Origin of the sequence: Geobacillus sp. CX412, from assembly GCF_027942335.1 — a bacterium.
GTDB classification, from domain to species: domain Bacteria; phylum Bacillota; class Bacilli; order Bacillales; family Anoxybacillaceae; genus Parageobacillus_B; species Parageobacillus_B toebii.
In genome coordinates this window covers 777,908-804,026 of the sequence record NZ_CP103461.1, presented here as the reverse complement: position 1 = coordinate 804,026, position 26,119 = coordinate 777,908, and the positions used below count along the sequence as shown (strand labels likewise).

Sequence of the window (26,119 nt, the reverse complement as noted above, 5' to 3'; positions counted from 1 at the left end):
CTTGTTGTCACCATCATCCTTCAACACAATTTATGATAAAAGCCGTTGTTTTATGATAAAAAAATCATCCTGCCCAGCGGAATATCACTGTCTGACAGGATGATTAGTTCACTTTTTCCTTTACGCCAGCGCCAGCATCCGCGCAAGCGCCTGCGCCGCATCTTTTGCAATTAGCGGGGGAACGGTAATTTGGTTAACAATTTCCCCTCTTTCAAGCGATTCAAGCGCCCATAGTAAATGTGGCAAGTCAATGCGGTTCATCGTGAGACATGGGCACATATACGGATTTAGCGAAATAATTTCTTTATCTGGATGTTCGTGCATCAGGCGGTTCACCAAATTCATTTCCGTGCCAATCGCCCATTTGCTTCCGGAAGGAGCGTTTCGGATCGTTTCAATAATGTATTTCGTGGAACCAGCATAGTCGGCTTGCTGTACAACATCCCAGCTGCACTCCGGATGAACGATAATGTTCATATCCGGCTTTGTCCGACGAATATATTCAATATGACGGACAGTAAAGTTTTCGTGAACGGAACAATGTCCTTTCCAAAGAATCACTTTTACTTTCTTTATATCGCCTTTGTATTCTAAACGATCCGTATGCGGATCCCATACCGCCATCTCGTCTAACGAAATTCCAAGCTCATAGGCTGTATTTCTGCCTAAATGCTGATCTGGCAAAAAGAAAATTCTCTCTTTTTGCGTAAACGCCCATTCGACCATCTTTTTCGCGTTCGAGGAAGTAACGGTCGCGCCGCCGCGGCGTCCAACGAACGCTTTAATCGCCGCCGTCGAATTCACGTATGTTAACGGCAAAATCGTGTCACCAAACAGCTCTTGCAATATCGGCCACGCTCGCTCCACTTGTGTAATGTCCGCCATATCAGCCATCGAGCATCCGGCCCGCATATCCGGCAAAATGACTTTTTGATGGTCACCCGTTAAAATGTCTGCCGTTTCTGCCATAAAATGTACACCACAAAATACAATGTATTCCGCTTCACTATTTTGCGCCGCTACTTGCGCAAGCTGCAGCGAATCGCCTGTCGCATCGGCAAATTGAATCACTTCGTCTTTTTGATAATGATGTCCCGGGATAAACAATCTTTTTCCAAATCGCTCTTTTATTGCCCGAACACGTACTTCCATCTCTTCCATGCTCATCGTTTTATAACTTTCCGGCATATCGTCAAGCCGCTTCATTATTTCTAGCACGTTCATTATTTTCTCCCCCTATTCCATCCTTGCAAATGAAAACTAATATCTAGCGCTTTAGCAGAATGTGTCAACATACCGAGCGAAATATAATCTACGCCAGTTGTTCCGTACGCAGCGAGGTTTTCTAATGTAATCCCGCCAGACGCCTCGGTGACAATCGGCTTTGGCACTAGCGAGACAAACTCGCGCACTTCCTCTGGAGTACGATTATCAAACATAATGACATCAGCCCCCGCCTCCACTGCTTCTAACACTTGCTCTTTCGTTTCTGTTTCCACTTCGATTTTGACCATATGACCAAGCTTTGCGCGCACCGCCCGTACCGCTTTCGTAATCGAACCGCAAAAAGCGATATGATTATCTTTAATCATGACACCGTCGTACAAACCAAAACGATGATTATAGCCTCCTCCGCATACAACGGCGTACTTTTCTAACATCCGTAAGCCCGGCGTTGTTTTTCGCGTGTCACAAATGCGCGTATGACTGCTGTTTAGTATCATTACCGCTTGATGTGTTAACGTAGCGATGCCGCTCATTCGCTGCAGCAAATTTAATATAACGCGCTCCCCTGTCAATAGCGGAATAACCGGCCCAGATACAACGGCAATCGTCTCCTCTTTTTTTACTTGTTCGCCATCACGTTTATAAAGCGTTACATCGATGCCTGGATGCAATAGACGATATCCTATAGTAATAATATCTGTCCCCGCTAACACCCCATCTTCCTTCGCCGTAAACGTTCCTGTCGCCCATTCATTCTCTGGAAAAATCATTTCGCTCGTAATATCGTGTTCACCAATATCTTCAATGAAAAATTGCTGCAATAGCTGTTGCAATTTGAGTGTATTCATCGTGTCCCTCCGCTCTTCCAGCAAATTGTTATACCGTTACGGTCAGCTCTTTTTTTGTCCGCCGAATACGCCGTTGTCTCCATTGTTCTCTCTCAAACGGATAATCGGTGCGATAATGCCCGCCCCGGCTTTCTGTACGCTCTAGCGCCGATGTTGTTATAAGCCAGCCGGTTAACAGCATATGAATAACCGTAATTTCCTCGATGGAAAAATCATCAAGCGAACCATTCACAAAGTCAGACAACGGAAATTGTTCAAACCACTGTTTTGCACGTTGCAGGCCTTGTTCATGACGAACGATGCCCGCATATATTGACATGATGGTTTGAATGGTTGGTATTTCTGGTAAATCGTTCACGCCCCTTTTGATACTGTGTATATTATTTGTTTTTTTACGTAATGGTGTCGGCTGCGCTGTTTCTCTTCGGATCGCCTCTGCAGCGCGCGCTCCGAACACAATTCCCTCCAGCAGCGAATTGCTCGCCAACCGATTTGCCCCGTGAACACCTGTACATGCCACCTCTCCGACGGCATATAACTCTTGTATGGAAGTCTGTCCGCAATCATTAACCAAAACGCCGCCCATCAAAAAATGAGCGCCTGGCACAATCGGAAGCCTGCCTGTTTCCATATCAATACCATGTTCCGCGCATAGATTTGCCATCGTCGGAAATCGTTCGCGGTAACTCGGAATCGCTGAAATATCTAAATAGACACGATGTCCCTTGCTCATTTCGTCATGAATAGCACGGGCTACAATATCGCGGGGAGCCAAGTCTTTTAGTGGATGGACATGTTCCATCATTCTCCGCCCGTCTTCTGTCACTAACACCGCACCTTCGCCACGTACTGCTTCTGAAATTAAGCCAACCGCTTTCCCATCGACAAACAACATCGTCGGATGGAATTGGATAAATTCGACGTCGGCAATAACCGCGCCGGCGCGATAAGCTAATGCAATCCCATCCCCTGTAACCGTTGAAGCATTCGAAGAAAAAGCATACATCCCCGCGCATCCTCCCGCTGCGAGCACGACGGCGCTTGCATAATAGCACGAAATCTCTCCTAATTGATTTTTCGTCTTAATTCCGACGCAGCGGCCATTTTCAACAAGCAGTTCGATGACATACTCGCCCTCCACGATCGTCACGCATCCCATTAACTTTTCTAACAAAAACGAGACGATGGTTCTCCCTGTTTGGTCTCCTCCTGCATGCAAAATCCGCCGTTTACTATGCGCCCCTTCCTGTCCAAGATGTAGGATGCCATCCTGATTGACATCGAATGACAATCCTGCATTTATTAATTCGCGAATTCGTTTTGGCCCCTCACGAACGAGCAGTTCAACCGCCTTTTCGTCATTATGATGACAGCCAGCAGTCATCGTATCATCAAAATGACAACGCCAATCATCCTCCTGTGAAACGGACGCAGCGACACCACCTTGTGCCAGCCATGAATTGCTTTCTTCTTTTTTTGTTTTTGTGAAAATCGTCACATTTTTATGTTCATGCAAATAATAGGCAGTGGTTAACGCCGCAATGCCGCTTCCGATGATAATAACTCCATTTTCTGGCATAAAATTGCCTCCTAATTTCATACTGTCTTGACACCTATATTTACATATATTTAAACTAATGACAAGAGTTTTGTTAACATTTTGTGAACAAAAGGAATGATTTTGATGATTTATCTTGACTATGCCGCTACAACACCGATGAGCAAAGAAGCGCTAAATGCCTATGTAGAAGCAGCTGACGCTTACTTTGGAAATGCAAGCAGTTTACACGATATCGGAAGCAATGCCGAACGACTGTTAACTATTTGCCGAAAAGAACTTGCCACGCTTATTGGCGGCGAGGAACGAGGGATTTATTTTACAAGCGGTGGAACAGAATCCAATATTCTTGCTATTCATTCGCTTATTAACGCGCATCGCCACCGCGGAAATCATCTCATAACAACCGAGATTGAACACGCTTCCCTTTATCATCTATTCCAACAATTAGAAAAAGAAGGATTTGAGGTCACTTATTTACCGGTTAACCGTTTTGGACAAATTGATATCGGCGATTTAAAACGGGCGATTACACCAAAAACGATTCTTGCCTCCATTCAACACGCCAATTCAGAAATCGGAACAATACAGCCAATTGACGAAATTGGACGGCTGCTTCGGCGTCATGGGGTAATCTTTCATAGCGATTGTGTCCAAACTTTTGGTAAAATACGAATAGATGTGAAAAAGATGTTCGTTGACAGCCTTTCGATTTCTGCCCATAAAATTTATGGACCAAAAGGGGTCGGTGCGGTATATATTGACCCGCGCATCAACTGGCAGCCATGCTTTCCTAACGCCACTCATGAATACGGATTTCGCCCGGGAACAGTCAATGTGCCTGGAATCGCTTCTTTTATCACCGCGGCACAGCACATTTGCGAAAATATAGATGCCGAACAAACTCGTTTCGAGCAGCTGCGCCGTTACTTGCTGGCGCTTATTCGTGAAAAAGGCTTGCCCGTTACGGCAGAGGGGCATCCTAACGTTCGCCTGCCACATATTATCGGCTTTGCGTTCATGGAATTGAAGGGCAATATGTCATGTTGGAATGCAACCGTGATAACATCGCCATTTCCACTGGAAGTGCGTGTCAAATTGGAAAACAAGCTCCTTCGCGGACGATGTTGGCAGTTGGAAAATCTGTAGAAGAAGCAAAACAGTTTATACGTGTTTCATTCGGGAAATGGACGACGGAAAAAGACATTGACCAACTTGTGTCTTCCCTTGAGCGAATCAGTCAGCAAAGAAAGGAGTTTGAATGAATTGAAAGAAGAGAAAAAAATTCTCGGGGAAAAGCGGCGCCAGCTCATTTTGCAGTGGCTAAAAGAAAGCAAAAGGCCGATCACCGGCGCCGAGCTCGCCGCAAAAACAAACGTCAGCCGCCAAGTAATCGTGCAAGATATTTCACTATTAAAAGCGCGCAATGAACCGATTATCGCCACGAGCCAAGGATATTTATACTTGCCGCCAAACATTCCAGCACAAACATATACGCGCACCATCGCGTGCTTTCATACGCCTGAACAAACAAAAGAAGAATTATATATTCTCGTTGACCACGGCGTCACTGTCAAAGATGTGAAAATCGAGCATCCCGTATATGGGGATTTAACCGCTTCCGTGATGGTCAGCAATCGGCTGGAAGTCGATCAATTCATTCAAAAAATTGAAGAAACGAAGGCATCGTATTTGCTGCAGCTGACAGATGGCACTCATCTTCATACGATTGAAGCGGATTCGACCGCCAAGCTCGACGCTGCCTGTCATGCTCTCCAAAAAGCCGGGTTTCTCATTGAGTCGTAGAGATTCGCCCCTTACAATAATTTCGAAACAACTGAAAGGAAGAATGGTATGGGTTACATTGAAGAACTGCGCGCCCTTATCGGCCATCGCCCCGTCATTTTAGTTGGCGCACTGGCGATCATCAAAAATGAAAAAAACGAAGTATTGCTGCAAAAGCGCAGACAACCTAAAGGATATTGGGGGCTCCCAGGCGGATTAATGGAGCTTGGGGAATCGGCCGAGGAAACAGCAAGACGGGAAGTATGGGAAGAAACAGGACTCACCATCGGAAGCTGCCGGCTCCTCGATGTCCTTTCCGGACCAGACATGTACGTGAAAGTTCCTAATGGAGATGAATTTTATGCCGTTACAATCGTGTATGAAACGAATGAATTTTCCGGAGAAATCCGCGCAAATCCTGAGGAATCATTAGATGTGAGGTTTTTTCCAATTAACGAGCTTCCAGAACAAATGATCCAAAGCCATTGCCGCGTCATAGAGAAACATATAAAGCCATCCCCGCCGCTATAGGTTAGGGACGGCTTATTTTTTATCGCAGCCTCCTCCGCTAAGCGAAAATATAGGGAGAGAGGTTTATATAATATAATACGGATAACTCCCTAATACTTGCACGGTGCAATCGAGCGCTTCAAGCTCAGCGATCGCACCTGGAATTAACACTTCATCCATCTTTTGGTCAATATCGATGATAAAAAAGTAGTTTCCTAATCCCGTTTTCGCAGGGCGGGATTCGATTTTCGTCAAGTTTAATTTGCGCCACGCAAACGCGGAAAGCACTTGGTGAAGAGCGCCGGGCTGATCTTTCGGAAGCATCACCATCAATGTCGTTTTATCCCCAGCATACAGCGGCGAATCGATTTTCAGCGGTTCGTTTTGCTTGCGGACGATAATAAAACGGGTATGATTATAATCATAATCGTGAATATTTTCTTGCACGATCGTAAGCCCATATTCTTCGGCCGCCAGCCGGTTGGCAATCGCCGCAATCGGAAGGTGCGGACGTTCGCTGACGAATTTCGCAGCTGCGCTTGTCGATGTCATATATACGTGCTTTGCTTTTTTTAAATTAGCGTGCAAAAATTTGTGACATTGCGCAATCGCATGCGAATGAGAATAAATTTCTTTCACTTCCGTCCAATGATGCGCATGGTATGGGTGGACCATTAAATGCTGTTGAATGGGTGCGATAATTTCCCCAACGATTGGAAGCAATTGTTCATGAATTAAATAATCGAGCGTTAAATTAACCGAGCCTTCTAACGCATTTTCAAGCGGTACTACCCCAGCATCAATCTCTTCATTGCTTACCGCATCAATGCATTCTGGAATGGTATGGTATGGAATTTTTTCTGCGCGAGGAAACATCGTTGTTACCGCTAAATCGGTAAATGTTGCTTTTGGCCCTAAATAACCAATTTTCATTTTATTGCCTCTCCCTTACTTTAATACGCTCCCGAGCCAACAATTTCAACTTTTTCGATAAATTCAAGCCGCCGCAACTTCGCAAGCAGCTCCTCAATATCTTCTTTCATCTCGTTTGTGCTAATAGATAGAGTAACATTTGCACGACCTTGAAGCGGAATCGTCTGATGAATCGTCAGCACGTTGCAGCCTGCTGCCGCAACAACGCTAAGCAGTTGGGAAAGGGTGCCGGAGCGGTCTTCTAAATGAAAAATAATGTAACAATACTTTCTTTCACTACCGCTTGAAACGGAAATACCGCGTCACGATACTTATAAAATATGCTCCGGCTGACATCCACTAACCGCACTGCTTCCGCGACAGAATCAACTTTTTTTCGCTCTAGCAATTCTTTTGCTAAAAGCACTTTTCGCATCGCTTCTGGCAATACGTCTTCACGAACTAAGTAAAATTTTTTATCCATCGTGCCTCCCTCCCCTGCCCCTTTAAGCGTTAATCAACGAACTCAAATTCATAATCCAAAATCCTTACAATGTCTCCATCTTTCGCACCGCGCTCACGCAACGCATCATCGACCCCCATTGCCCGCAACTGTCGGGCGAAACGGCGAACGGATTCCTCTCTTGAAAAATCAGTCATTTTAAATAACTTTTCGACTTTTTCTCCAGATAGAATAAACGCTCCATCACTGCCTCTTGTAATCGTAAATGGCGGCTCCTCTTTTTCATACTTGTAGACGACGCGCTGCACCGCTGGCTCTTCCACTTCGTGAAGCGGGAATTCCGGCGTCGTTTCTAAAAGGTCGGCGATTGCAAATAGCAGTTCGCGCACCCCTTGTTTAGTCACCGCGGAAATCGGAAAGATCGGCACATCGTCCCCGATTTTTTCTCTAAACTTTTGCAAATTTTCTTCGGCATTCGGCATATCCATTTTATTGGCAGCGATAATTTGCGGGCGTTCCGTTAACCGCAAATTGTATTGTTTTAACTCCTCGTTGATCACTAGGTAATCTTCGTACGGATCCCGCCCTTCTGTCGCCGCCATATCAATGACATGGACGATGACGCGCGTCCGTTCGATATGGCGCAAAAATTGATGGCCTAATCCGACGCCTTGATGGGCGCCTTCAATCAGCCCAGGCAAATCGGCCATGACAAAGCTTCTGCCATCATCCGTTTCGACCACGCCTAAATTAGGAACAAGCGTAGTGAAATGATATTCGGCAATTTTTGGCTTCGCCGCAGAAACGACGGACAGAAGCGTTGATTTTCCAACACTCGGAAAACCGACTAAGCCGACATCAGCGAGCAGTTTTAATTCGAGAATGACATTGCGTTCTTCTCCCGGCTCCCCGTTTTCCGCGATTTCCGGTGCAGGGTTTGCCGGCGTGGCAAAACGTGTATTTCCTCGTCCGCCGCGTCCGCCTTTTGCGACGACAAATCGTTGACCGTTTTCCGTTAAATCCGCTAATACTTGATTGGTGTCCGCATCGATGACAACCGTCCCCGGCGGTACTTTGACGATCAAATCTTCACCGTTTTTTCCGTGCTGATTTTTCGACATGCCATTTTCGCCTCTTGGCGCCTTAAAATGACGCTGATAACGAAAATCCATGAGCGTCCTTAATCCTTCGTCAACGACGAAGACAACGTCTCCGCCTTTTCCGCCATCACCGCCGGCAGGTCCGCCTTTTGGAACATATTTTTCACGGCGAAACGCAACCATTCCGTTGCCGCCATCGCCGCCTTTTACGTAAATTTTCACTTGGTCGACAAACATCTTGTTTTCCTCCGATCTATTCTTGATGCCATGACTGTTTATTATTTTGCACAAAAACCAGAAATAATAGTGTCTTATATAGGAACACGATCGTTTCTGTTCATGTAAAATAGCGCACAAGGTCGGCAAGCAAACGCTTGATGCTCTCAGTAAAAATGTTGCATCCATCCACTAGTGAACTACCCCCACTTAATTTTCTAGCGAAAATTTGAAGTGGGGGCTTCCAAAGAAGTTTGACTGCTTCAAGCAATCCTTATTCTTTGAGGCGTGTCCACTTCGCCGCTAGAGCATAAGACACTCAGGTCTACAGCTTTACTTTTCTTTAAGATGTTTAATGCACCATTTACATCAGCATTGATTAGTTTGCCGGACTTTGTTCGATACAAACCTCGCTTAATACGTTTGCCACTGAACTTATATTCTTTTGGATTGTCGGCATTATATTCAGGAATCTCATCCCCGTCAAAAAAGCTGGCTTTAGACGTATATGACTCTTCCTGTTTGAAGAATTTAATGCCGTAAAATTTACAAAGATACTCTAGTTTTTCTTTTATATTACCGAGAGGAATATTGACAAAGTTTTGATTTGTCTTTTTTCCTAGATTCATATTGCGCTGCAATGTTTCCGCATAGCCAATGACAAGTTTGCCAATTTGATTTTCAATACAGTAGTTTATGATGTAACGGCAAGTCTTGTTGATATAATCATTCACTTTATTATTGCGATTCATAGCAAGCAAAGCTTGTTTACGGGTTGTACCTTTGATTTTTTGCTTATCTTTTATGCTTTGAAGTCTGGCATTTTCTTTGTTAAACCATTGATTAATACTTTTTAATCTCCGCCCATCAATGATAAACGATCTGCCGTCTGATGTGACACAAGTGGCAAGATTATTCACTCCTAAATCAATCGCCAGTGCTTTTTGGTCATTTAATTCTCTTTGATCTTCAGGCATTTCATATTTGTACTGAATCTCAAAGAACCTGGCATGATGTTTAGGAATGATTTCAATCTGCTTAATCTTTTTGTCAAGTAACACAGGCGGAATCGTTATCGTGATAGGCTTGTGAGTCTTTTTAAATAGGCGAGAATACGGTATCGTAAATTTGTTGCCGTCTATACGAATTTGACCAATGATTAGTGAATGAAAGCCATCTTTTTTAAGATATTTTGGGATACTGATAGCCTTGTAGTCATATTTGCCTTGTTTGGCTAGTTTTACTAAGCCAAAGAAAGATTTAAAAGCCTCATTAACCTTTTTTAAAATTTGCTGTGCCATGTTGCTGTTTAACAGCTTATAGTTTTCGTTCGTTTTGGCAAGATGATAGTTTTTCTCATAATTAAGAAATTCCTTGTGTTCAAAATAGTATTGTCTGACATTGTACAATCCGACGTTGTACATGTTCTTGGCAATATGGCACAGTTCTCGAAGAGTCAAGTATTCTTCTTTGGTCAAACCATTTAGCTGTTGTTTGATACAAAAATACATTTTTTCACCTCCCATCTAACTATATGATACTATATTTTACTGAATCTATCCTATTTTCAGCAAAATATAGTTAAGGCGATTCATCTCCCACTTACTCCGCTTCGCTTCGTTGAAGTGGGAGTCTTCTCGCCTAATTAAGATAAAAATAAGTAGCTTTTATTATATCTATTCAGTAAACCGCGGCCACCTGTTCCATCACGAATGCCGTCAAAGGATAATTTTTATAAGTACGGTCATCTCATTATTATGTATATCAAAAGATTCGAGATGGATCGCCGCTTGCTGTCGATGCTCACGAAGCCATTGAACAATGATATCCTTATCTTTTATCGTTCCGCTGTAATCAAAAAACAACTTTACTTCCTCGCTTAACACTTCAATGGAAATGCTCATATGATTTTCGTCATGCGTATCCGCTTGTTGTTCCATTAAATTCAAAAAATTGCTGCTCCATGTTGTTAAATCTTCGTCATAAGAGGATAAATCACATTCATCCCCAAGCACTTCATATTCTAATGAAATAAGCCGTGTTTGCCAATTATAAGTCATCATCCATTCCGCAAATTGTACCGCTTTTAAATTGGTAAGCTTCGTTTCCTGCTGCATCTCGCCAATAATTTCATCAATAATTTCGTAAACTCGCTCTATTTTATTTAGCGTCAAATTCCCTTTAATAAGCTGAATTTTATTCAGCCAGTCGTGGCGGGAATGACGCAATACATCCACTATTCTCCATTGCTTTTCCATTCGTGTTCCACTATCCTCCACTGTTTTTCCATCCGTAGCCTATTCATCAATCACGCAACTTGATCGATCGTCCATTTATCTTTACTATAGCATTTTTCTACAAGAAACGTGAATGCTTTTTCACGCTTTTCTGAAAAAACAAAAAGAAAACTCTAACCAAGACAAGGTTAGAGTTTCCTTCCCATTTGCTTATGCTTCTTTGCTAACAGGATATACGCTTACTCTTTTGCGGTCACGGCCGAGACGTTCGAAACGAACGATGCCGTCAATTTTCGCATAAAGCGTATCATCGCCGCCGCGGCCAACGTTCAATCCTGGATGGATTTTCGTACCGCGTTGACGGTAAAGAATCGAACCGCCAGTGACGAATTGGCCGTCAGCGCGTTTTGCGCCAAGGCGTTTCGCAATGGAGTCACGTCCGTTTTTTGTCGAACCTACCCCTTTTTTCGATGCGAAAAATTGGAGATCTAGTCTTAGCATATCTGTCACCTCCCGCTATCGTTGAATAACGCGAATATATTCTCCGTAATCACGTTCTATCGTTTGTAAAGAAACGAGCATCGCTTCAAGGAGGAGCTGAACTTTCTCTGCCGTTGCTTCATTTTCAATAACAGGAAGCTCGCAGCGGAGATAGCCGCCATTTTCTCCTTGTGTAATATGCGGTTGAACGTTCGTTAACGCGATGATCGAATTGACCGCGCCAAACGACACTGCAGATGCTCCAGCACAAACGATATCTTGCCCATGGTTTGCAAAATTCGCATGTCCTTTTATCGTAAATGCGCGAATTTTGCCTTCCTTTGTGCGCTCAATTTCTACTTTAATCATCCCAAATGCCTTTATGCATTAATTTTTTCAATTACTACTTTTGTGTAAGGCTGACGGTGGCCTTGTTTGCGACGATAGTTCTTTTTCGCCTTATATTTGAAAACGATAATTTTCTTTTGACGGCCGTGTTTTTGTACTTTCGCCGTTACCGTTGCCCCTTCTACTGTAGGGTTGCCGATTTTTACTGTTTCGCCGCCTACGAATAATACTTTGTCAAACGTTACCGTTTCGCCTTCTTGGGCATCGATTTTTTCGATGTAGATTTCTTGTCCTTCTTCTACTTTAATTTGTTTACCGCCAGTTTCGATAATTGCGTACATGAATTGCACCTCCCTATATAGACTCAGACTCGCCAGCGACAAGGCGGTTCGGGATGCCGAACGCTTTATAAACCCGCGCTGAGCGGTTGTAGTACGGGTGCTAAAAATACGTTGCACCGTCTTTTGTCCGTTTTCGCGAACGGTACAAAATTGTCTACAACACGTGAAATAGTACCATAATACAACTAGAACTGTCAATACATTTAACATTTTTCCCATGAAATCTCCCACCTCTAAAGGAATGGAGGTGAGAGAGGTTCATCAATCATTCATATATAAACAAGATTTCCCAGTTTCTCGTTTGATTGTTTTTCAGAAAAAAATACATGAAGCAACTCATTTTCATCTAATGTTACTCGCTCATGATTGCGCTTTGTAACAACAATAGAATGTTTCTGGCCACGGTAAAAGTTTTGCAGCACTTGAATAATCGTCTCTTCCTCAGAAACATGAATAGTCCGTAATTTCGCATAGCTTCCTCGTTTTCCGTAATAGCGCTCGAGTAAAAACCGCATCATCACATAATGGCGATGTCTCCACTCTTTCCATAACGAAATAAAGAGAAATATCATCATGATCCACAAATCAAATTGCTGCGGCTGCAACAATAGAACACTGCTGAAAAACAACATAAGTGCTACAAATGACAGAATGATCATTTTTTTATGCGCTTCACTAAAAGGAAAGTAGCGGGTCAATGCAAGGAATAGCAGCTTTCCCCCATCCAACGGCCAAATAGGCAGTAGATTAATAAAAAGAAGCGCGACATTGTAATGAGCAAATAAACTCCATCCTTCGTCCGTCATAACACCCGCTTTCCATAAAAAAAACGCAATACCCATCAGCCAAAGGTGTTGCACTGGTCCAGCTAGCGTTACAATAAGTTCTTCATGAAACGGACGATTTCCGTGTTCCTCTACTTCGGCTACCCCCCCAAACGGAAGCAGTAAAATTTGTTTGATGCGCCATGAAAAAAAAGCAGCAGCAACAGCGTGTCCAAGCTCATGAATCAACACGATAAGAAATAAAAGAAACAATTGCTTAAAATGCGCGGTGATCACCGCAATACCACCAAACAGCCATAATAGCGGATGTATATGAATTTTTGTAAACAATGCGACATACTTACTCAAAGGAAATCACCTGAATCGGATCAATAAAATGATCTCCTTGTTTAATGGCAAAATAAAATACCGCCTTTGTTTGATCATGGCTGTTCGTCATCGCTGTTCCGACTTCCTTGCCCGTTTCTACAAAATCGTACAGTTTTACGGCAATCGTACCTAAGTTGCCATACCATGACTCGCTTCCATCTGCATGTTGAATGATTACGGTTTTCCCAAGCTTCTCCTTGGTGCCAGCAAATATAACGATTCCTTCATTCACCGCTTCCACTTTCGCATTGCTAGCTGTCTCTACCATAACCCCTTGACCGTTTTTCTTAAAACTTTCCAGAACTCGTCCTGATGCAGGAACGGCATATTGTTTTGGCATTGTTTTTGTTTGTTTTTCTGTAGGAATTAGCGCAAGCGGCTCGCCGAACTGCTTTTCATACCATTTTGAAACGGCAGCAAATTGAAATTCTTTCTCCATCGTATTTTTCACAAACTGACGGGCTGGTTCTAACGAATCAGATGGATTTTTAAATAAAATGGCTGTTACTAAAACAAGACAGGCGGAAAGAAGCATTTTCAAAATAAACGTTTCTTTGTTAAAGATTGGATGTTTCTCTTCATCAAATGGATAGCGATCATACGTCACTACTGGCTGACCGTATCGTTCTTCATCTGTGATCGCCCACAATTCCTGGTGTGATGTCCCAAAATGCTGCCTTTCTTTTCTCCGTTTTTCAATTCGCTTACGGATTTCTTGAGCGCGTCGATTCATTATTCCTCACCATCCCTTCCAAACATAGTTTGTACTAGTTTATTAGACAACCTTGGAAGATATGATAAATAAAAAATCCCTGCTATTTTGATCAGCAGGGATTAACGTACGCCAAATAATTTTTTAATTTTCGAGAAAATTCCTTTTTGCTCATCTTCCAGCGGCTGCAGCGGGATGGACTCTCCGAGAATTCTTCGCGCAATATTGCGATACGCAATCGATGCTTTGCTGTTCGGATCAAGAACGATTGGCTCCCCTTTATTGGAAGCTTTGATGACGTTTTCATCATCGGCAATAATTCCTAATAAATCAATGGATAAGTGCATGACGATTTCGTCGACATCAAGCATGTCTCCGTTTTTTACCATATGGCTGCGAATGCGGTTAATGATAAGCCTTGGTGGCTTTATATGTTCCTCGTTTTCTAGTAAACCAATAATCCGGTCAGCATCACGCACTGCCGATACTTCCGGCGTTGTTACAACAATTGCTTCATCCGCTCCCGCCACGGCATTTCTATAACCTCGCTCAATACCTGCCGGGCAATCGATTAACACATAATCATAGTCTTGCTTTAACTCATCCACCAACTGTTTCATCTGCTCTGGAGTGACCGCGGATTTATCGCTTGTTTGCGCGGCAGGCAATAAATAGAGATGATCATCAAATCGTTTATCTTTTACTAGCGCTTTTTGCACGGTGCAACGGCCTTCCACAACGTCAACCAGGTCATAAATAATGCGGTTTTCTAACCCCATTACAACATCGAGGTTACGCAACCCGATATCTGTATCCACAAGACAAACTCGCTTTCCAAGTATGGCCAGCGCTGTTCCAACGTTTGCAGTTGTTGTCGTTTTTCCGACGCCACCCTTGCCTGATGTAATGACGATAGCTTCTCCCACTGTTACACTCTCCCTTCTAACCGCGTCAAGTTCGGCCTCAAATGCATAAGCAGCTGCAAGCGATCCACAACAATTTGATTATGATCATCGATATATGCGCATTCCATTTCATTCCGCTCATCCGTTTTGTAATCGGGCGCCCGATTCATCACATCGCTGATTCGCAGTTGTGTTGGCTTCATAATGGATGCGGCGATGACCGCTTCTTTATTTCCGTAATATCCGGCATGAGCAATTCCCCGCAATGCTCCGAGAATAAAAATATTTCCGCCAGCAATAACGGTTCCTCCTGGATTGACGTCGCCAATTAATAAAAGATCTCCTTCTACGTGCAACACTTGACCCGAACGAACAATTTTTGAAACTGACACAATTTCCGTTTTCCGTTTCCACTCTAGCGCTTCTTTCTTCGTTATCACATTGCTTTCAATCGATTCGACGACCAAATTTTTTTTGCGGCGAATTAATGTGCGCAATTCTTCTTCTTGTTCCGGAGTTAAATAACGATTTCCAACTTTGAGATGAACAGAAACGAGCGGACCGTCCGATTCTGCCTTTTCGCTTACCGTTAGTTTTTCTTCCAGTTCTTTTAATAGATCATCATAGGAACACGTGTCATCGAGATGCAACGTTAGTCCATCTTTCGTCCCTTTAATCGTTATATATTGTTTTGGTTTCGTCACAACGTTCACCTCAACGAATAATTCTACAAAAAACATTCATTTTCCTTTTTTACTCTTCCCGCTCAAAACGTTTGATTTTTACTAACCATTGTTTCAATGGGTATGAAAGTAAAATAAGAAACACGGCATTTAACAACAACGTTGGCCATAATCTTTCAGAACAAAATGCTTCAAAAGGCATATCGGTTCTTCCAATGAGCAGTTGAATTCCATATACATATAATTCAAGAATGGTGATAGAAAGAAGACTAAGAAAACAAGCGATTAACCAATGTTGATAAAACACTTTCATCGCTTTCGATACTATGTAAGCGATGAAAGTAAATGCAAATGCATAAACCCCAAGCAATTCCGTATATACACAATCATAAAGCACGCCAAAAATAAACCCGTAAACCATCGCACGCGTTTTTCCTATATAAATAGTGGTGAAAACAAGAAAAACAAGAAAAAGCGCGGTACAAAAAAATAATGCATATACAGCTCGTTCTTTGGCCACAAATCAACAAAAATGCTTTCACTAACAAAACATAAAACGGCAAGGAAAGGAAGCGCCCATTTTTTCATTTTGCTTCCTCCCTCTCCTCAAATGTCTCATCAATTTTTCTTTTTACAATAATCACGTCATCAATGTCATAAAAATTAGCTGCTGGTTTCACGTAAACCATTTTTGTCAGCCCGTATTGATCTGGCACTACTTCCATCACTTCGCCAATGACAAGGCCTTTTGGGAAAATTCCGCCGAGGCCGGATGTTAACACTTTTTGTTTTTTCTTGATTTTTGCATCAAAAGGAATTTCTTTTAACAACAACGCTCTTCGTTTTTCATCATATCCTTCGATTAATCCAAAGACATTTTCCTTTCCTTGTACATATGCAGAAATTCGATTTTTTTGATCCGATGCACTCAACAATTGAATCGTGGAAGTAAATTGGGCGGCATGCTGCACTTTTCCTACTAGCCCTTCTGGTGTAATCACCGCCATATCTTTCTTTACACCATGCTGCTGGCCTTTATTGACGATGACCGTTTCTTGCCAACGGTCTGGGTTTCTTCCAATAACAGTCGCCTGAATTGGAACAAAATCACGCAAGCTTTCTTTTTTATTTAAAAGAGCACGAAGCCTTTCATTTTCTTTTTTCAATGTTTGCACTTGCGCTTCTAAGGATACATATTCCTCGAGGCGTTCTTTTAACAGCTTGTTTTCTTTATATGTATTCCTTATATCATTCACATTCTCAAAGAAGCCCGCAACGAGTTGTGCGGGCTTATGGAAAATTAGCTGGACAAAACCGGTTGTATCTTTTAAAAACTGCTCAGACCATGTCAGTTCATTGCGATCTTTTAAGGAAAAACCAATCAATGCCACGAGGATAATAATACTGACAAGCAATAAAATGAGCCGTTTGTTTAAAAAGAACTGTGGCATGATGTTGACACCCTCTTACCGTCAGCGATGGCTTCTCGCTTTGTTTTTAAATAAATCGATATGATCTAACGCTTTTCCTGTTCCAATTGCTACACAATCGAGCGGATTTTCAGCAATAATAACAGGCATATCCGTTTCTTTGCTGATGACTTTATCGAGATTGCGCAATAATGCGCCTCCGCCTGTAAGCACGATGCCGCGGTCCATAATATCGGCAGCTAATTCCGGCGGTGTCTTTTCTAACGTATTTTTTACGGAATCAACAATCGCATAAACCGTATCGTGCAATGCTTCCGCAATTTCCTCTGCGCTAATTTCAATGGTCTTCGGAAGTCCTGTCAATAAGTCACGGCCACGGATTTCCATTTTTCCAATTCCTTCTGCATCCCCTGCCGAGCCGATTTCGACTTTAATCGCCTCCGCTGTCCGTTCGCCAATCATTAAATTATACGTTTTGCGGATATAGTGAATAATTGCCTCATCCATCTCGTCACCAGCGATGCGAATCGATTGGCTCGTGACGATGCCGCCGAGAGAAATAACCGCAACTTCTGTCGTACCACCGCCGATGTCAACGACCATGCTTCCCGTTGGTTCCCATACTGGAAGGTTTGCACCGATCGCTGCAGCAAACGGCTCTTCAATCGTATAGGCATCACGAGCTCCCGCCTGACGCGTCGCATCGATGACAGCGCGCTCTTCTACAGCGGTAATCCCATACGGTACACATACCATCACGTACGGTTTCCCTGCAAAAAATCCTTTATTTGTCGCTTGTTTAATGTAATATTTCATCATCGTCGCCGTTGTCTCGTAGTCAGCGATCACCCCGTCTTTCATCGGACGAAGTGCGACGACATTTCCAGGAGTCCGACCAATCATATTTTTCGCTTCATTACCGACAGCGACAATTTGTTTCGTATCTTTTTGCAACGCAACAACAGATGGTTCTCTAACAACAATTCCTTTTCCTTTTACATACACGAGCGTATTTGCTGTTCCTAAATCGATGCCAAGGTCTCTTGTCCCAAATCCAAACATACTCTATATCTTCCTTTCTGAAACGAAATGCTTTTATAACGATCCGCTAAATTTGTCGAATTTACCCATGTTGTTGTTTCAATGTTTTGTACGACACCGCCCAAAACATGATAAAAACTCATAGTTGTTATTATAACTTATTCGACAAAAAATGAGAACTACTACACATATCCTTTTTCTTTCAGACTAACGAATTTTTGATCACCAATAATGAGGTGGTCTAACAATTCAATCCCAATAATCCGACCGCATTCGGCAAGGCGTTTCGTCACATCAATATCTTCTCGACTTGGAGTTGGATCGCCGGAGGGATGATTATGCACACAAATAATCGAGGCAGCAGATCGCTTGATCGCTTCTTTAAACACTTCACGCGGATGAACGATAGAGGCGTTTAAACTGCCAATAAATATTGTTTTTCGATGAATCACTTGATTTTTTGTATTTAAATAAATAGCGACAAAATGTTCTTGGGACAAAAAACGCATATCTTCCATGACATATTTTGCTCCGTCTTCTGGGGAACGAATCACATATCTCCCATTGTAACTAAGGCGGCTAATTCGTCTGCCGAGCTCGATTGCCGCCAAAATTTGAACCGCCTTCGTTGTCCCAATTCCTTTAATGCTTGTTATTTCTTCAATCGTAGCATCTTTTAACAGCCGAAGTCCTTCAAAATGCTTAAGCAAGCGATGAGCAAGCTGCAATACCGATTCTTCCTTTGTTCCTGTCCGAAGCAAAATGGCAAGCAGCTCGTGATCAGCCAAACTTTCCGGACCAGAAGAAAGAAGCCGTTCACGTGGGCGGGCATCCTTTGGCACATCGCGAATCATAAACGTCATCGTATTTTATATTCACTCCTTTTTTTCTTTTTATCAACCGAAAAAAGTTACCAACCAAGGCGCTTCAGCTCACGCACTGTCCGTGACAACGGCAGCCCGACAACGTTAAAATAATCTCCCTCAATACGTTTGACAAATAAAGCAGCGCGTCCCTGAATACCGTACGCTCCCGCTTTGTCCATCGGTTCTCCCGTCGCAATGTAATCGAAAATTTCTTCTTCTGTTAAATCCCAAAAAAACACCTTTGTCTTTTCCACAAACAATGATTGACCGTTTGGGGAAAGAATGGCTACTCCTGTTAGTACATGGTGTTCATTGCCTGACAACATGCGCAGCATGGCCGCTGCTTCTTCTTCTGTTTTCGGCTTTCCTAAAATGTTATCTTGATAAACGACGACCGTATCCGCCCCGATGACGTACGAATGAGGATAGTGATCGGCAACAGCTTTTGCTTTACGATAGGCAAGCAGCTGTACGGCTTGTTCCGGGGACTTGGCTTCATGAATTTGCTCATCAATGTGGCTAGCGAGGATTTGAAAGCGGAGGTTAGCTAATTCAAGCAGCTGTTTTCGACGAGGGGAACTTGAGGCTAAAATCAACTGTTTCATCCATATCACCCTTTTGCATTCGTTTCAAATCGGAAGATACACATGTATCGTACCAAATTTTGCGATTCAACACAATTTCTCAAAGTCGAAAGAGTCAGTCAAGATTTTGTGGGAACTTTTTTGGTTCGCTGAAAACAGGTGTAAGTCATAGATTGGCGAACCATTTTTTTGAATTTTATCCGTAAGCGCTTTCGAACTCTCATCCCTTGCCATGACAGATCGATATGTATACCTTTTTTACCATCCTTTGAGTTCAGACAGGGCATGATAGATCGGTGTCCCGGACGATTGCTGTAAATATGGCACGTTATTCCGCGTTACCTCCGGAAGAAGACGGCGGACGCGTTGTTTCGCCTTGTTCACGACCGTCTGTTTAGTGGATGCCGTTTCCTCCGCCGGATGCGACGATTCTTCTCCGAAACGACGTCCGAAAAGACGAATCCCATCCATCCGGGCAATCATTGCCTTGAAAAACGCCCTGAGTCCCTTGTCTGTCCAACTGCGGCGGTATTTCACCCGATACGCCAACTGGCTCATCACGCTTTCAGCCCTCCCCATCGGATACATGCCCGTTGTGTCCACTCCTTGCTCCTTCAGCCATTCCCGGTAATCACGGATGCATCCCGGCATCGATTCGATCCGGTGGATCAAGGCAGCCAGCTGTTGTTCTTTCGCTTCGTCCCCCAGCGTACCGAGGGCGCTGTTCAGTTCCACAAGCAACCCCTCTTCATCCTGCTTCACCAGCTTTTGCCGAATCGCCTGCCACCGTGGATGGCCCGAGAGGCATTGGCGCAATTCACGCGCCACGTGGAATCGATCCAATTGAAAGCAGACCCGTCCCTTGAAATACTCCCGGCACGCGGTAATCCATGGAGCGCCGTCCCCGTTGATGACAAGAAGATCCCGGCAAGGATCATAGGCATATTCATTTATCAAAAATTCCTCGAAGCCTTCCCACACCTCCCCCTTGCCCTCATGGACGTAATGGCGCTGATTCACGAATTCGATCCGGGAGCCGTTGCGCTTCCATCCTTCGTGAACGGTCAGGATTTTGTCTTCCTTGGCCCGTTTTCCCTTCCCTTGGCGGGAAACAAACAGTCCATCGGCCTCCACCAACAGCACCCGTCCATATCGCTGGTCCACCGGGCAGTGCAGCGGAACTTCGGCCTCGAGCACCAACTGGCGGATCGCCTCATGGCTCATCACCGGATACCCGACCATCTGGGCAAGCGTACGAGCCGCTTTGCGATAGGAAGAGCACTCCACCGCCAATCCCACCGCTGTTTCTTCTAGACAAGGGCTGATTGACTGCGATCCATCAAACGCGAGAAAGGAATCCAGCAAAAATGTGTAACGGTTTTGTTCTCGGTCTAAATAGTAGTTTCGCTCAAAGGTGACTTCGCCAAACAGGGTTTGAATCGTGGTGCGTCGTTTGTCTTTCAAGTGGTATCGGCGCTTATCTCGATTCTCTGCCAATTGCCGGTCGATGTCCTCCAACAGAGCCGTAAACAGCTCGGCGAAGGCGTTTTGCAAGGCTCGAAACAAAGCAAGTTCGATCTCTTTCCATGTCAACGAATTTGTGGTAAGATGTTGTTGAATATTCATAGGACTCTCTCCTCCTGTTTGTAGTGTGGTCAATGAACATCTTACCAGGGAGAGAGTCCTTTTTTCATGTTTCCTGCTTGGGATCCTACCGCGCTTCGCTTGGTGGCCCCGATGAGGGGGGATTGCGAACCTACGTTCCCAACCCCCTCATCGGGGAACTTCTAAGAATTTTTCCCACAAACATTTTACTCACACAAGTCGAAAAAACGCGAAAAAAAAGAAGCCCGCTAGCTTCGCAATGGGAAAATGGCAATATACGATTTTAACGCTTTTAACAATTCTTGTTGCGTTTTCTGCAGCATCGCTTCTTGTTTACTTGTTTTATAAACAGTTAATGAATAATATGCTTTTTTCATGTGAGAAACGTATTGCTTTATATGATCGTCGTTAGGAACCGTTTTGGATATAAATTGTTGATAATCATTCTCTAGCTTTTTCCAATTATCTGTGTTTACATCTCCTTTTCCCAACAAAATAGCGGAAATAGCAGCCATTTGCGCGTATAACGTTTCGCCTGCTTTTATTACTGGCTTGCGTTGGTCGCTGTTATTTACAAACGATAGCGATTTTACGTATGTACTTTGTGCCTTCTGTTTATACAATTCATTTACCGCTTGCAATTGTTGTTTATCATTTGCAACACCAATAAACAAAGCAACTGGTTTTTCTCCAACAGCTACAACAGGAATGGAGGAAGATTGGAGTTTTTTGGCATAGGCAGCCGCTGCTTCTCGATCCGTAAATACTCCTGCTTGAATCACGCTGACCGTAAATGGAGAAATAGCAGTCTCATTAGCAGATTTCGTGGCTGGATTTGTCGAAGTTTTGGACTCTATCGGAATCGGCAGCGCCGTTTCCATCGTTTGCGGTGAATGAGTTTTTTGCTTTGGAATCACATTTAATACGATGAATCCAAAACATGTTCCAATAATGATCGCCATCGCGATTGAAAAAATAGCAGATTTAACCCGTGCGTTGAACGCGCCAGTAATTGGCGAGCGCTGTTTACGTTTCTTTTTCTTTTGTGGTTGGAAAGAAACAAATGCCCCTGACTCCGCCTCCTTTTCTTTTTCCAAAACACTCTCTATATGTTTCGGCTTATCCGTAGTAAACGGCTGCTCTTTTCCGTTAATTTTCACCGTAATTTCTTGCCCATGCTTGTCCATTATGTCACCATCCTTATTCTTTCATTTCTCGCCTATCTTATCATAAACAAAGAAAAAAAGAACAAGACATTTGTCGTCTTGTTCTCGGATAATTTCGGCAAATTTTGCTATTATCGGTCACGTATTTGCTGAACAGACAATGCTTCGACAGGAACTTCCGGCGATTGCTCCGAATAAGTGCACAGCTGTTCGCCATCCATTACTGCTGCGGCGACGGTTGCCCCTCAGGAATGATTTCTGTTAGTGGATTCCGCTTTTTGCTCGGAGGGGGAACGTCTATTTGCGGCAGCATATTTTGCAATTTTGCTAATTTCGGATAATAAAATGCGCTGACCGTTACCGAATAGGTTAACGGATTCACTTCTGTATCTACCGATGTCAATTCCGGATTTCCAGTAAAAGACAGCGATTCAATCGACACAATGCGGTTAAGATTTTCAAGCGTCTGTAAAAAACGCTCAAGCTGATAGTATGACGGGGATTGCACCGTCAATTGCACCGTCACTTTTTTTAATCCGTCCGGCAGCCTAGAAGAAGATTGTTCTGTCTTTGATGATGCATCCGTTTTTTGCTGCTCTCCTGTTGCATTTTCCTCTTCATTAAAAGTCATGCTAGAAATCGTGCTGTCTGAAACTACTTCTGCTTTTTCCAGATCAAGTAATAGCTGTTCTGTAAGCGGCTTGACCGGTATCTTTTTTTGAAGCTCCACGACACTTTCCGGCAAACTGGACTTTTGTTTGGCAATCTCTGCTCTTGTAGCAGCCAATATTTTTTTCTCACTTGCCACCGTATTGTTTAACTCTTCAATTTGTTGGTAACGCGGATAAAGCAGATAAAAATAAAGGCCGATAATTGCAGCGCCAAGAACTGTAAGCATAAGAACAAAAACGAAAAGCTGTCGTTTTGAGAAACGTACGGTCATGATTGTTTCTCCTTTTCTTCTAGCGCTTGTTTACGAATATGCATTTCATATTGCGCGAGATAACGCGGTACTACTTGTTCTTCGGTTGTCCCTTGTTCATCGCTTTTTTCGTTTGCATTCACCGCAGTAAGACTTTTCAGTTGCACATCGGCAATAAATTTTGCGTCCGACAGCCGTTTTAAATAATAGGCCGCTTGCTCGCTTGTATCAAATTGCACCGAAACCGTTACCGTTCCATCCTCAGCATAGGAAAAGTTCATGATAAATCCGCGTTCTGGGAGCAATTTCGTCATGTTGCGCAAAAGAGGCACCATTTTAAGCGGGTAATCTTTCGCCCATTGCACTGTTTTATCTAATTCTTCTATTTCTTTTACAGATTGCATATCCGCAAGCTTCTGCTGTTCGATCGCTTGAAGCGCCTGCGTCTGTTTCAGCTCTTTTTCTAGTGAGTCGATTTGCGTCTCCGCTCTGTCGATAAGAACATAAAAAACAGCCGCGGCAATCAAGACAATCGCAGTTATGATCACTGTGATAAAAAGAAAGACAACATTTTTCGGTTCTTTTTTTGGCAGTAAATTTATCTCAACGATCATCGTCATTTCCCTCTTTTAATCCAAGTCCCCATGCGAGATGATAGCGCGCATCCACTGCACTTGCCATCGCAGCCGAAAGCTGTTCTACAGGAACGTCCAGCCGTTCTTGCAGCGCTTGATAAATATGGGACAAACGCGGATGATCCCCCATTAGAAATACACGGGTAATTTGCTGTTTTCCTTGATGGATGGAAAAGGAATAGAAGCTCATCATCCGTTCCATTTCTTTATATATATCTTCAAACGGATCAACGAGCTGTTGATCTTTCTCCATATTTATTTCTTCATACTGCTCCAGCAAAAGATGGCGCATAAAAACAGGTTTATGTTCATCAAATGCGCTAACATTGACAGAAGATTGATCAAACTGAATAAGCAAAATATGATCGTCTTTCTTCACTTGATCGGCCATATAAAAAAGACGATATGCACATAGTGGAGAAACATCAGCAGCTATCGGGCGAAGTTTTACATCTTCTAAAAGCTGCGCATAACTTAACACCGAATGTTCTGGAGCAGCGAATAACAAAACAACGGTCGCTTCCTGCGTCTTTTCCAAAACAATGTAGTCAAACACCGGATTATCAAACGGCAACGGAATCGTTGTTCCTAATTCCATAAACAAATAACTGCGAATTTCATCTTCTTCCAAATCAGCAGGAAGCGGAATTCGACGAATAATAACGAAGGGATCTGGCACAATGAAACGAACGCGGCGTTTTTTTAATTTCCATTCATCAACACATTCTTCTAAAATCATTTCTAATGTCTCGCGATCGATGATTTTTCCGTCATGAATAATTCCTTTTGGAAGATGGTGCTCTCCCCATTTATGAACGGATAATGGGTCGTTTGTCTTTGTCTCTACATATCGAATGACATGGTCTTTTATTACTAGATTCGCGACTTTATGCCTTGGCTGAAACAGCGTAAACATATTCATGTTTTCCCCTCATATCAAAAGAAAATCATTTGCTTATACCATTCGACGATGTCTTGTCCAAAAAAATAGGCCGTTAATGACCCAAGAACGATCGCCGGACCGAACGGCATCGGCTCCCGGCGCCGGACTTTGCCAAGCGCCATGCCAATAAGCCCAATTACGGTTCCATAAAACGTGGAAAAAAAGAACGCAAGCAACACCGTTTTCCATCCAAGCACAAATCCAAGCAGCGCAAACAATTTAATATCGCCGCCGCCCATGCCGCCTTTGCTGATGACGGCAATGAGGAAAAGCAGCAAAAAGCCAGCCGCCGCGCCAACAAGCGCATCCCGCCATGGTATGAACGGAATCCACAGCCTCTCTAAAAGAATATCGCCGCAAATACAAGCAGCACTTTATCGGGAATAATCATGTAGCGAACATCGGAAACCAAGATAATCATTAATAACGAAATGAGCGTCCAGCATACGATCAATTCTTTTGACCATCCCACCAAAAGCGGCGAAATCGTAAAAAGAATCGCTGTCGACAGCTCAACAAACGGATAAAGCAAAGAAATTCGCTCCCCGCATCCCCGGCACTTTCCGCCTTGCCACACGTATGACACAACAGGAATAAGTTCCCGCGCCGTAAGCTGCCGCTTGCAGCGCGGGCAATGCGAACGAGGAAACACAATCGACTCTCCCACCGGCACGCGAAGACCAACAACGTTAAAAAACGAGCCGAGGAGGAGGGAGTATAAAAATACTATGATAGCGTGCATATTGCTATTCAAGTTTTACATCTTTTCTTGTTAAGCTATCAACATCTTTATTATTGATATATTTAAATTTTCCTGAATCATTACCGACTAGCGTTACCTTATAAGTTACACTTTCTCCTCCCTTATCACTTTTATCATCATTAGTAAGTTTTTGTTTATCAATGGTTACTATACTTTTACTGGTATCGTATGCTGTTGTTTTATTTCCTGGTGATTTTGGGATTTTTTCTAGATATCCAGCTTCATATAATTCTTGCATTGTAAATGAAGTTTTTGTCGTATCAAATGCTCCAGAAGATAATGCCAGTCTCGCCGCGCTTGCCATTTGTTTGGCGTTCGCGATATGCGCATCCTTTTTCGAGTTGTCGATAATGGCGCCAATCGCCGGAATCGCAATCGCCGCGATAATCCCTAAAATGACGATGACGGCAAGCAATTCAATCAACGTGAGTCCTCGTTCGTTTTTCACTAATCGTTTTATCATTGTAATACCCCTCTCCCTATTTTTTTGTGTTTATCACACTTTTTTCCTAACTATTTTACCACGATTTATAGATCTATGAGAATATATTCCTTACAATTTATCTTTTTTGCCGAGAAGACCCTCACCTCTAAGCGGAGCATAGGTGGGGGATGAATCGGCATTTTTTGTTTTTTAGTAATCGTAATAGTTGAAAAACGTTCTTCTTCTGTCATAAAATATAAA

Annotated in this window: 26 protein-coding genes, 4 pseudogenes and 1 other annotated feature; of the genes and pseudogenes, 3 read left to right on the top strand and 27 right to left on the bottom strand. The window is 43.3% G+C overall.

Annotated elements, in window-relative coordinates; translation table 11 throughout:
* Window positions 1-120: 120 nt before the first annotated feature.
* Genes nadA through nadB form a run of 3 tightly spaced genes read right to left on the bottom strand, consistent with a single transcriptional unit; the run spans window position 121 to window position 3,654 of the window.
* Window positions 121-1,224, bottom strand: a complete 1,104-nt coding sequence (nadA, locus tag NXM86_RS04100; protein ID WP_143415132.1) for a quinolinate synthase NadA — start codon at window positions 1,222-1,224, stop codon at window positions 121-123.
* Window positions 1,224-2,075, bottom strand: a complete 852-nt coding sequence (nadC, locus tag NXM86_RS04095) for a carboxylating nicotinate-nucleotide diphosphorylase (protein WP_015864638.1) — start codon at window positions 2,073-2,075, stop codon at window positions 1,224-1,226. Before nadC ends, nadA begins: the two co-directional genes overlap by 1 nt.
* A gap of 28 nt (window positions 2,076-2,103) precedes the next feature.
* Window positions 2,104-3,654: an L-aspartate oxidase gene (gene nadB, locus NXM86_RS04090; RefSeq protein WP_498958654.1), complete on the bottom strand. Its 1,551-nt coding sequence runs from the start codon at window positions 3,652-3,654 to the stop codon at window positions 2,104-2,106.
* A 105-nt stretch (window positions 3,655-3,759) separates the two neighbouring features.
* Between nadB and NXM86_RS04085 the strand changes: the two are divergent.
* The 3 genes and pseudogenes from NXM86_RS04085 to NXM86_RS04075 all read left to right on the top strand — a co-directional run bounded on the left by NXM86_RS04085 (window position 3,760) and on the right by NXM86_RS04075 (window position 5,949).
* Window positions 3,760-4,898, top strand: a pseudogene (locus NXM86_RS04085) (IscS subfamily cysteine desulfurase).
* A 1-nt stretch (window position 4,899) separates the two neighbouring features.
* Complete coding sequence (locus NXM86_RS04080; protein WP_015864641.1) at window positions 4,900-5,439, top strand: transcription repressor NadR; 540 nt, start codon at window positions 4,900-4,902, stop codon at window positions 5,437-5,439.
* A gap of 48 nt (window positions 5,440-5,487) precedes the next feature.
* The gene (locus NXM86_RS04075) at window positions 5,488-5,949 is read left to right on the top strand and encodes an NUDIX hydrolase (protein WP_498958653.1); all 462 of its coding nucleotides are present in this window, start codon (window positions 5,488-5,490) and stop codon (window positions 5,947-5,949) included.
* Between the two features lie 63 nt (window positions 5,950-6,012).
* Here the strand turns inward: NXM86_RS04075 and pheA are convergent, their stop codons facing one another.
* The 24 genes and pseudogenes from pheA to NXM86_RS03955 all read right to left on the bottom strand — a co-directional run bounded on the left by pheA (window position 6,013) and on the right by NXM86_RS03955 (window position 25,897).
* Window positions 6,013-6,861: a prephenate dehydratase gene (gene pheA / locus NXM86_RS04070; protein ID WP_015864643.1), complete on the bottom strand. Its 849-nt coding sequence runs from the start codon at window positions 6,859-6,861 to the stop codon at window positions 6,013-6,015.
* A 20-nt stretch (window positions 6,862-6,881) separates the two neighbouring features.
* Window positions 6,882-7,324: pseudogene (locus tag NXM86_RS04065) on the bottom strand (ACT domain-containing protein).
* Window positions 7,325-7,353: 29 nt separating this feature from the next.
* Window positions 7,354-8,640, bottom strand: coding sequence for a GTPase ObgE (gene obgE, locus NXM86_RS04060; RefSeq protein ID WP_143415128.1), 1,287 nt, complete (start codon window positions 8,638-8,640; stop codon window positions 7,354-7,356).
* 242 nt (window positions 8,641-8,882) lie between these two features.
* Window positions 8,883-10,130 carry an RNA-guided endonuclease InsQ/TnpB family protein gene (locus NXM86_RS04055; RefSeq protein WP_012749019.1) on the bottom strand — a complete coding sequence of 416 codons (1,248 nt, stop codon included), beginning with the start codon at window positions 10,128-10,130 and terminating at the stop codon, window positions 8,883-8,885.
* A 207-nt stretch (window positions 10,131-10,337) separates the two neighbouring features.
* Entirely contained in the window at window positions 10,338-10,877 is a 540-nt protein-coding gene (locus NXM86_RS04050) for a sporulation initiation phosphotransferase B (RefSeq protein WP_062753053.1), read from the bottom strand.
* Between the two features lie 189 nt (window positions 10,878-11,066).
* On the bottom strand, window positions 11,067-11,357 hold the full coding sequence (rpmA, locus tag NXM86_RS04045; protein WP_015864647.1) for a 50S ribosomal protein L27: 291 nt from the start codon (window positions 11,355-11,357) through the stop codon (window positions 11,067-11,069).
* Window positions 11,358-11,372: 15 nt separating this feature from the next.
* Entirely contained in the window at window positions 11,373-11,705 is a 333-nt protein-coding gene (locus NXM86_RS04040) for a ribosomal-processing cysteine protease Prp (protein WP_015864648.1), read from the bottom strand.
* Window positions 11,706-11,716: 11 nt separating this feature from the next.
* Window positions 11,717-12,025, bottom strand: a complete 309-nt coding sequence (rplU, locus tag NXM86_RS04035; protein ID WP_015864649.1) for a 50S ribosomal protein L21 — start codon at window positions 12,023-12,025, stop codon at window positions 11,717-11,719.
* Between the two features lie 15 nt (window positions 12,026-12,040).
* Window positions 12,041-12,123 (bottom strand) — a sequence feature (ribosomal protein L21 leader region).
* A 171-nt stretch (window positions 12,124-12,294) separates the two neighbouring features.
* Window positions 12,295-13,158, bottom strand: coding sequence for a M50 family metallopeptidase (locus NXM86_RS04030; RefSeq protein WP_062677148.1), 864 nt, complete (start codon window positions 13,156-13,158; stop codon window positions 12,295-12,297).
* A complete protein-coding gene (locus NXM86_RS04025) occupies window positions 13,151-13,912 on the bottom strand; it encodes a M23 family metallopeptidase (protein WP_015864651.1) in 762 nt (253 codons plus the stop codon). The genes NXM86_RS04030 and NXM86_RS04025 overlap by 8 nt, the downstream gene beginning before the upstream one ends.
* A 101-nt stretch (window positions 13,913-14,013) precedes the next feature.
* On the bottom strand, window positions 14,014-14,817 hold the full coding sequence (gene minD, locus NXM86_RS04020) for a septum site-determining protein MinD (protein WP_015864652.1): 804 nt from the start codon (window positions 14,815-14,817) through the stop codon (window positions 14,014-14,016).
* A 2-nt stretch (window positions 14,818-14,819) separates the two neighbouring features.
* Window positions 14,820-15,536, bottom strand: coding sequence for a septum site-determining protein MinC (gene minC / locus NXM86_RS04015; protein ID WP_015864653.1), 717 nt, complete (start codon window positions 15,534-15,536; stop codon window positions 14,820-14,822).
* Window positions 15,537-15,549: 13 nt separating this feature from the next.
* A pseudogene (mreD, locus tag NXM86_RS04010) lies at window positions 15,550-16,067 on the bottom strand (rod shape-determining protein MreD).
* On the bottom strand, window positions 16,064-16,930 hold the full coding sequence (mreC, locus tag NXM86_RS04005; RefSeq protein WP_062677146.1) for a rod shape-determining protein MreC: 867 nt from the start codon (window positions 16,928-16,930) through the stop codon (window positions 16,064-16,066). The pseudogene mreD and the gene mreC overlap by 4 nt, the downstream one beginning before the upstream one ends.
* Window positions 16,931-16,951: 21 nt before the next feature.
* A complete protein-coding gene (locus tag NXM86_RS04000) occupies window positions 16,952-17,971 on the bottom strand; it encodes a rod shape-determining protein (protein WP_089097956.1) in 1,020 nt (339 codons plus the stop codon).
* Between the two features lie 161 nt (window positions 17,972-18,132).
* Window positions 18,133-18,813 carry a RadC family protein gene (radC, locus tag NXM86_RS03995; protein WP_015864657.1) on the bottom strand — a complete coding sequence of 227 codons (681 nt, stop codon included), beginning with the start codon at window positions 18,811-18,813 and terminating at the stop codon, window positions 18,133-18,135.
* A 47-nt stretch (window positions 18,814-18,860) separates the two neighbouring features.
* Window positions 18,861-19,421 carry a Maf family protein gene (locus tag NXM86_RS03990; RefSeq protein ID WP_081188787.1) on the bottom strand — a complete coding sequence of 187 codons (561 nt, stop codon included), beginning with the start codon at window positions 19,419-19,421 and terminating at the stop codon, window positions 18,861-18,863.
* Between the two features lie 237 nt (window positions 19,422-19,658).
* Window positions 19,659-21,026 carry an ISLre2 family transposase gene (locus NXM86_RS03985; RefSeq protein WP_190305579.1) on the bottom strand — a complete coding sequence of 456 codons (1,368 nt, stop codon included), beginning with the start codon at window positions 21,024-21,026 and terminating at the stop codon, window positions 19,659-19,661.
* Window positions 21,027-21,253: 227 nt separating this feature from the next.
* A complete protein-coding gene (locus NXM86_RS03980; RefSeq protein ID WP_498958652.1) occupies window positions 21,254-22,192 on the bottom strand; it encodes a stage II sporulation protein B in 939 nt (312 codons plus the stop codon).
* Between the two features lie 199 nt (window positions 22,193-22,391).
* Window positions 22,392-23,114, bottom strand: a complete 723-nt coding sequence (locus NXM86_RS03975) for a pilus assembly protein PilO (RefSeq protein WP_498958651.1) — start codon at window positions 23,112-23,114, stop codon at window positions 22,392-22,394.
* Window positions 23,111-23,707: a PilN domain-containing protein gene (locus tag NXM86_RS03970; RefSeq protein WP_062753065.1), complete on the bottom strand. Its 597-nt coding sequence runs from the start codon at window positions 23,705-23,707 to the stop codon at window positions 23,111-23,113. Before NXM86_RS03970 ends, NXM86_RS03975 begins: the two co-directional genes overlap by 4 nt.
* The gene (gene pilM / locus NXM86_RS03965; RefSeq protein ID WP_498958650.1) at window positions 23,697-24,650 is read right to left on the bottom strand and encodes a type IV pilus biogenesis protein PilM; all 954 of its coding nucleotides are present in this window, start codon (window positions 24,648-24,650) and stop codon (window positions 23,697-23,699) included. Before pilM ends, NXM86_RS03970 begins: the two co-directional genes overlap by 11 nt.
* Window positions 24,651-24,664: 14 nt before the next feature.
* A pseudogene (locus tag NXM86_RS03960) lies at window positions 24,665-25,413 on the bottom strand (prepilin peptidase).
* A gap of 4 nt (window positions 25,414-25,417) precedes the next feature.
* Entirely contained in the window at window positions 25,418-25,897 is a 480-nt protein-coding gene (locus NXM86_RS03955) for a prepilin-type N-terminal cleavage/methylation domain-containing protein (protein WP_498958649.1), read from the bottom strand.
* Window positions 25,898-26,119: the final 222 nt, after the last annotated feature.

Coding starts and splice junctions, on each gene's coding strand:
- NXM86_RS03975 (WP_498958651.1), bottom strand. CDS start 23,114: ATGACCGTACGTTTCTCAAAACGACAGCTTTTCGTTTTTGTTCTTATG.
- NXM86_RS04050 (WP_062753053.1), bottom strand. CDS start 10,877: ATGGAAAAGCAATGGAGAATAGTGGATGTATTGCGTCATTCCCGCCAC.
- nadA (WP_143415132.1), bottom strand. CDS start 1,224: ATGAACGTGCTAGAAATAATGAAGCGGCTTGACGATATGCCGGAAAGT.
- minC (WP_015864653.1), bottom strand. CDS start 15,536: ATGTTTTTTGTAGAATTATTCGTTGAGGTGAACGTTGTGACGAAACCA.
- pilM (WP_498958650.1), bottom strand. CDS start 24,650: ATGAATATGTTTACGCTGTTTCAGCCAAGGCATAAAGTCGCGAATCTA.
- NXM86_RS03955 (WP_498958649.1), bottom strand. CDS start 25,897: ATGATAAAACGATTAGTGAAAAACGAACGAGGACTCACGTTGATTGAA.
- NXM86_RS03985 (WP_190305579.1), bottom strand. CDS start 21,026: ATGAATATTCAACAACATCTTACCACAAATTCGTTGACATGGAAAGAG.
- rplU (WP_015864649.1), bottom strand. CDS start 12,025: ATGTACGCAATTATCGAAACTGGCGGTAAACAAATTAAAGTAGAAGAA.
- mreC (WP_062677146.1), bottom strand. CDS start 16,930: ATGCCACAGTTCTTTTTAAACAAACGGCTCATTTTATTGCTTGTCAGT.
- NXM86_RS04055 (WP_012749019.1), bottom strand. CDS start 10,130: ATGTATTTTTGTATCAAACAACAGCTAAATGGTTTGACCAAAGAAGAA.
- NXM86_RS04000 (WP_089097956.1), bottom strand. CDS start 17,971: ATGTTTGGATTTGGGACAAGAGACCTTGGCATCGATTTAGGAACAGCA.
- NXM86_RS04075 (WP_498958653.1), top strand. CDS start 5,488: ATGGGTTACATTGAAGAACTGCGCGCCCTTATCGGCCATCGCCCCGTC.
- obgE (WP_143415128.1), bottom strand. CDS start 8,640: ATGTTTGTCGACCAAGTGAAAATTTACGTAAAAGGCGGCGATGGCGGC.
- NXM86_RS04025 (WP_015864651.1), bottom strand. CDS start 13,912: ATGAATCGACGCGCTCAAGAAATCCGTAAGCGAATTGAAAAACGGAGA.
- rpmA (WP_015864647.1), bottom strand. CDS start 11,357: ATGCTAAGACTAGATCTCCAATTTTTCGCATCGAAAAAAGGGGTAGGT.
- nadC (WP_015864638.1), bottom strand. CDS start 2,075: ATGAATACACTCAAATTGCAACAGCTATTGCAGCAATTTTTCATTGAA.
- nadB (WP_498958654.1), bottom strand. CDS start 3,654: ATGCCAGAAAATGGAGTTATTATCATCGGAAGCGGCATTGCGGCGTTA.
- NXM86_RS03970 (WP_062753065.1), bottom strand. CDS start 23,707: ATGATCGTTGAGATAAATTTACTGCCAAAAAAAGAACCGAAAAATGTT.
- NXM86_RS03980 (WP_498958652.1), bottom strand. CDS start 22,192: ATGGACAAGCATGGGCAAGAAATTACGGTGAAAATTAACGGAAAAGAG.
- NXM86_RS03990 (WP_081188787.1), bottom strand. CDS start 19,421: ATGAAACAGTTGATTTTAGCCTCAAGTTCCCCTCGTCGAAAACAGCTG.
- radC (WP_015864657.1), bottom strand. CDS start 18,813: ATGACGTTTATGATTCGCGATGTGCCAAAGGATGCCCGCCCACGTGAA.
- pheA (WP_015864643.1), bottom strand. CDS start 6,861: ATGAAAATTGGTTATTTAGGGCCAAAAGCAACATTTACCGATTTAGCG.
- NXM86_RS04040 (WP_015864648.1), bottom strand. CDS start 11,705: ATGATTAAAGTAGAAATTGAGCGCACAAAGGAAGGCAAAATTCGCGCA.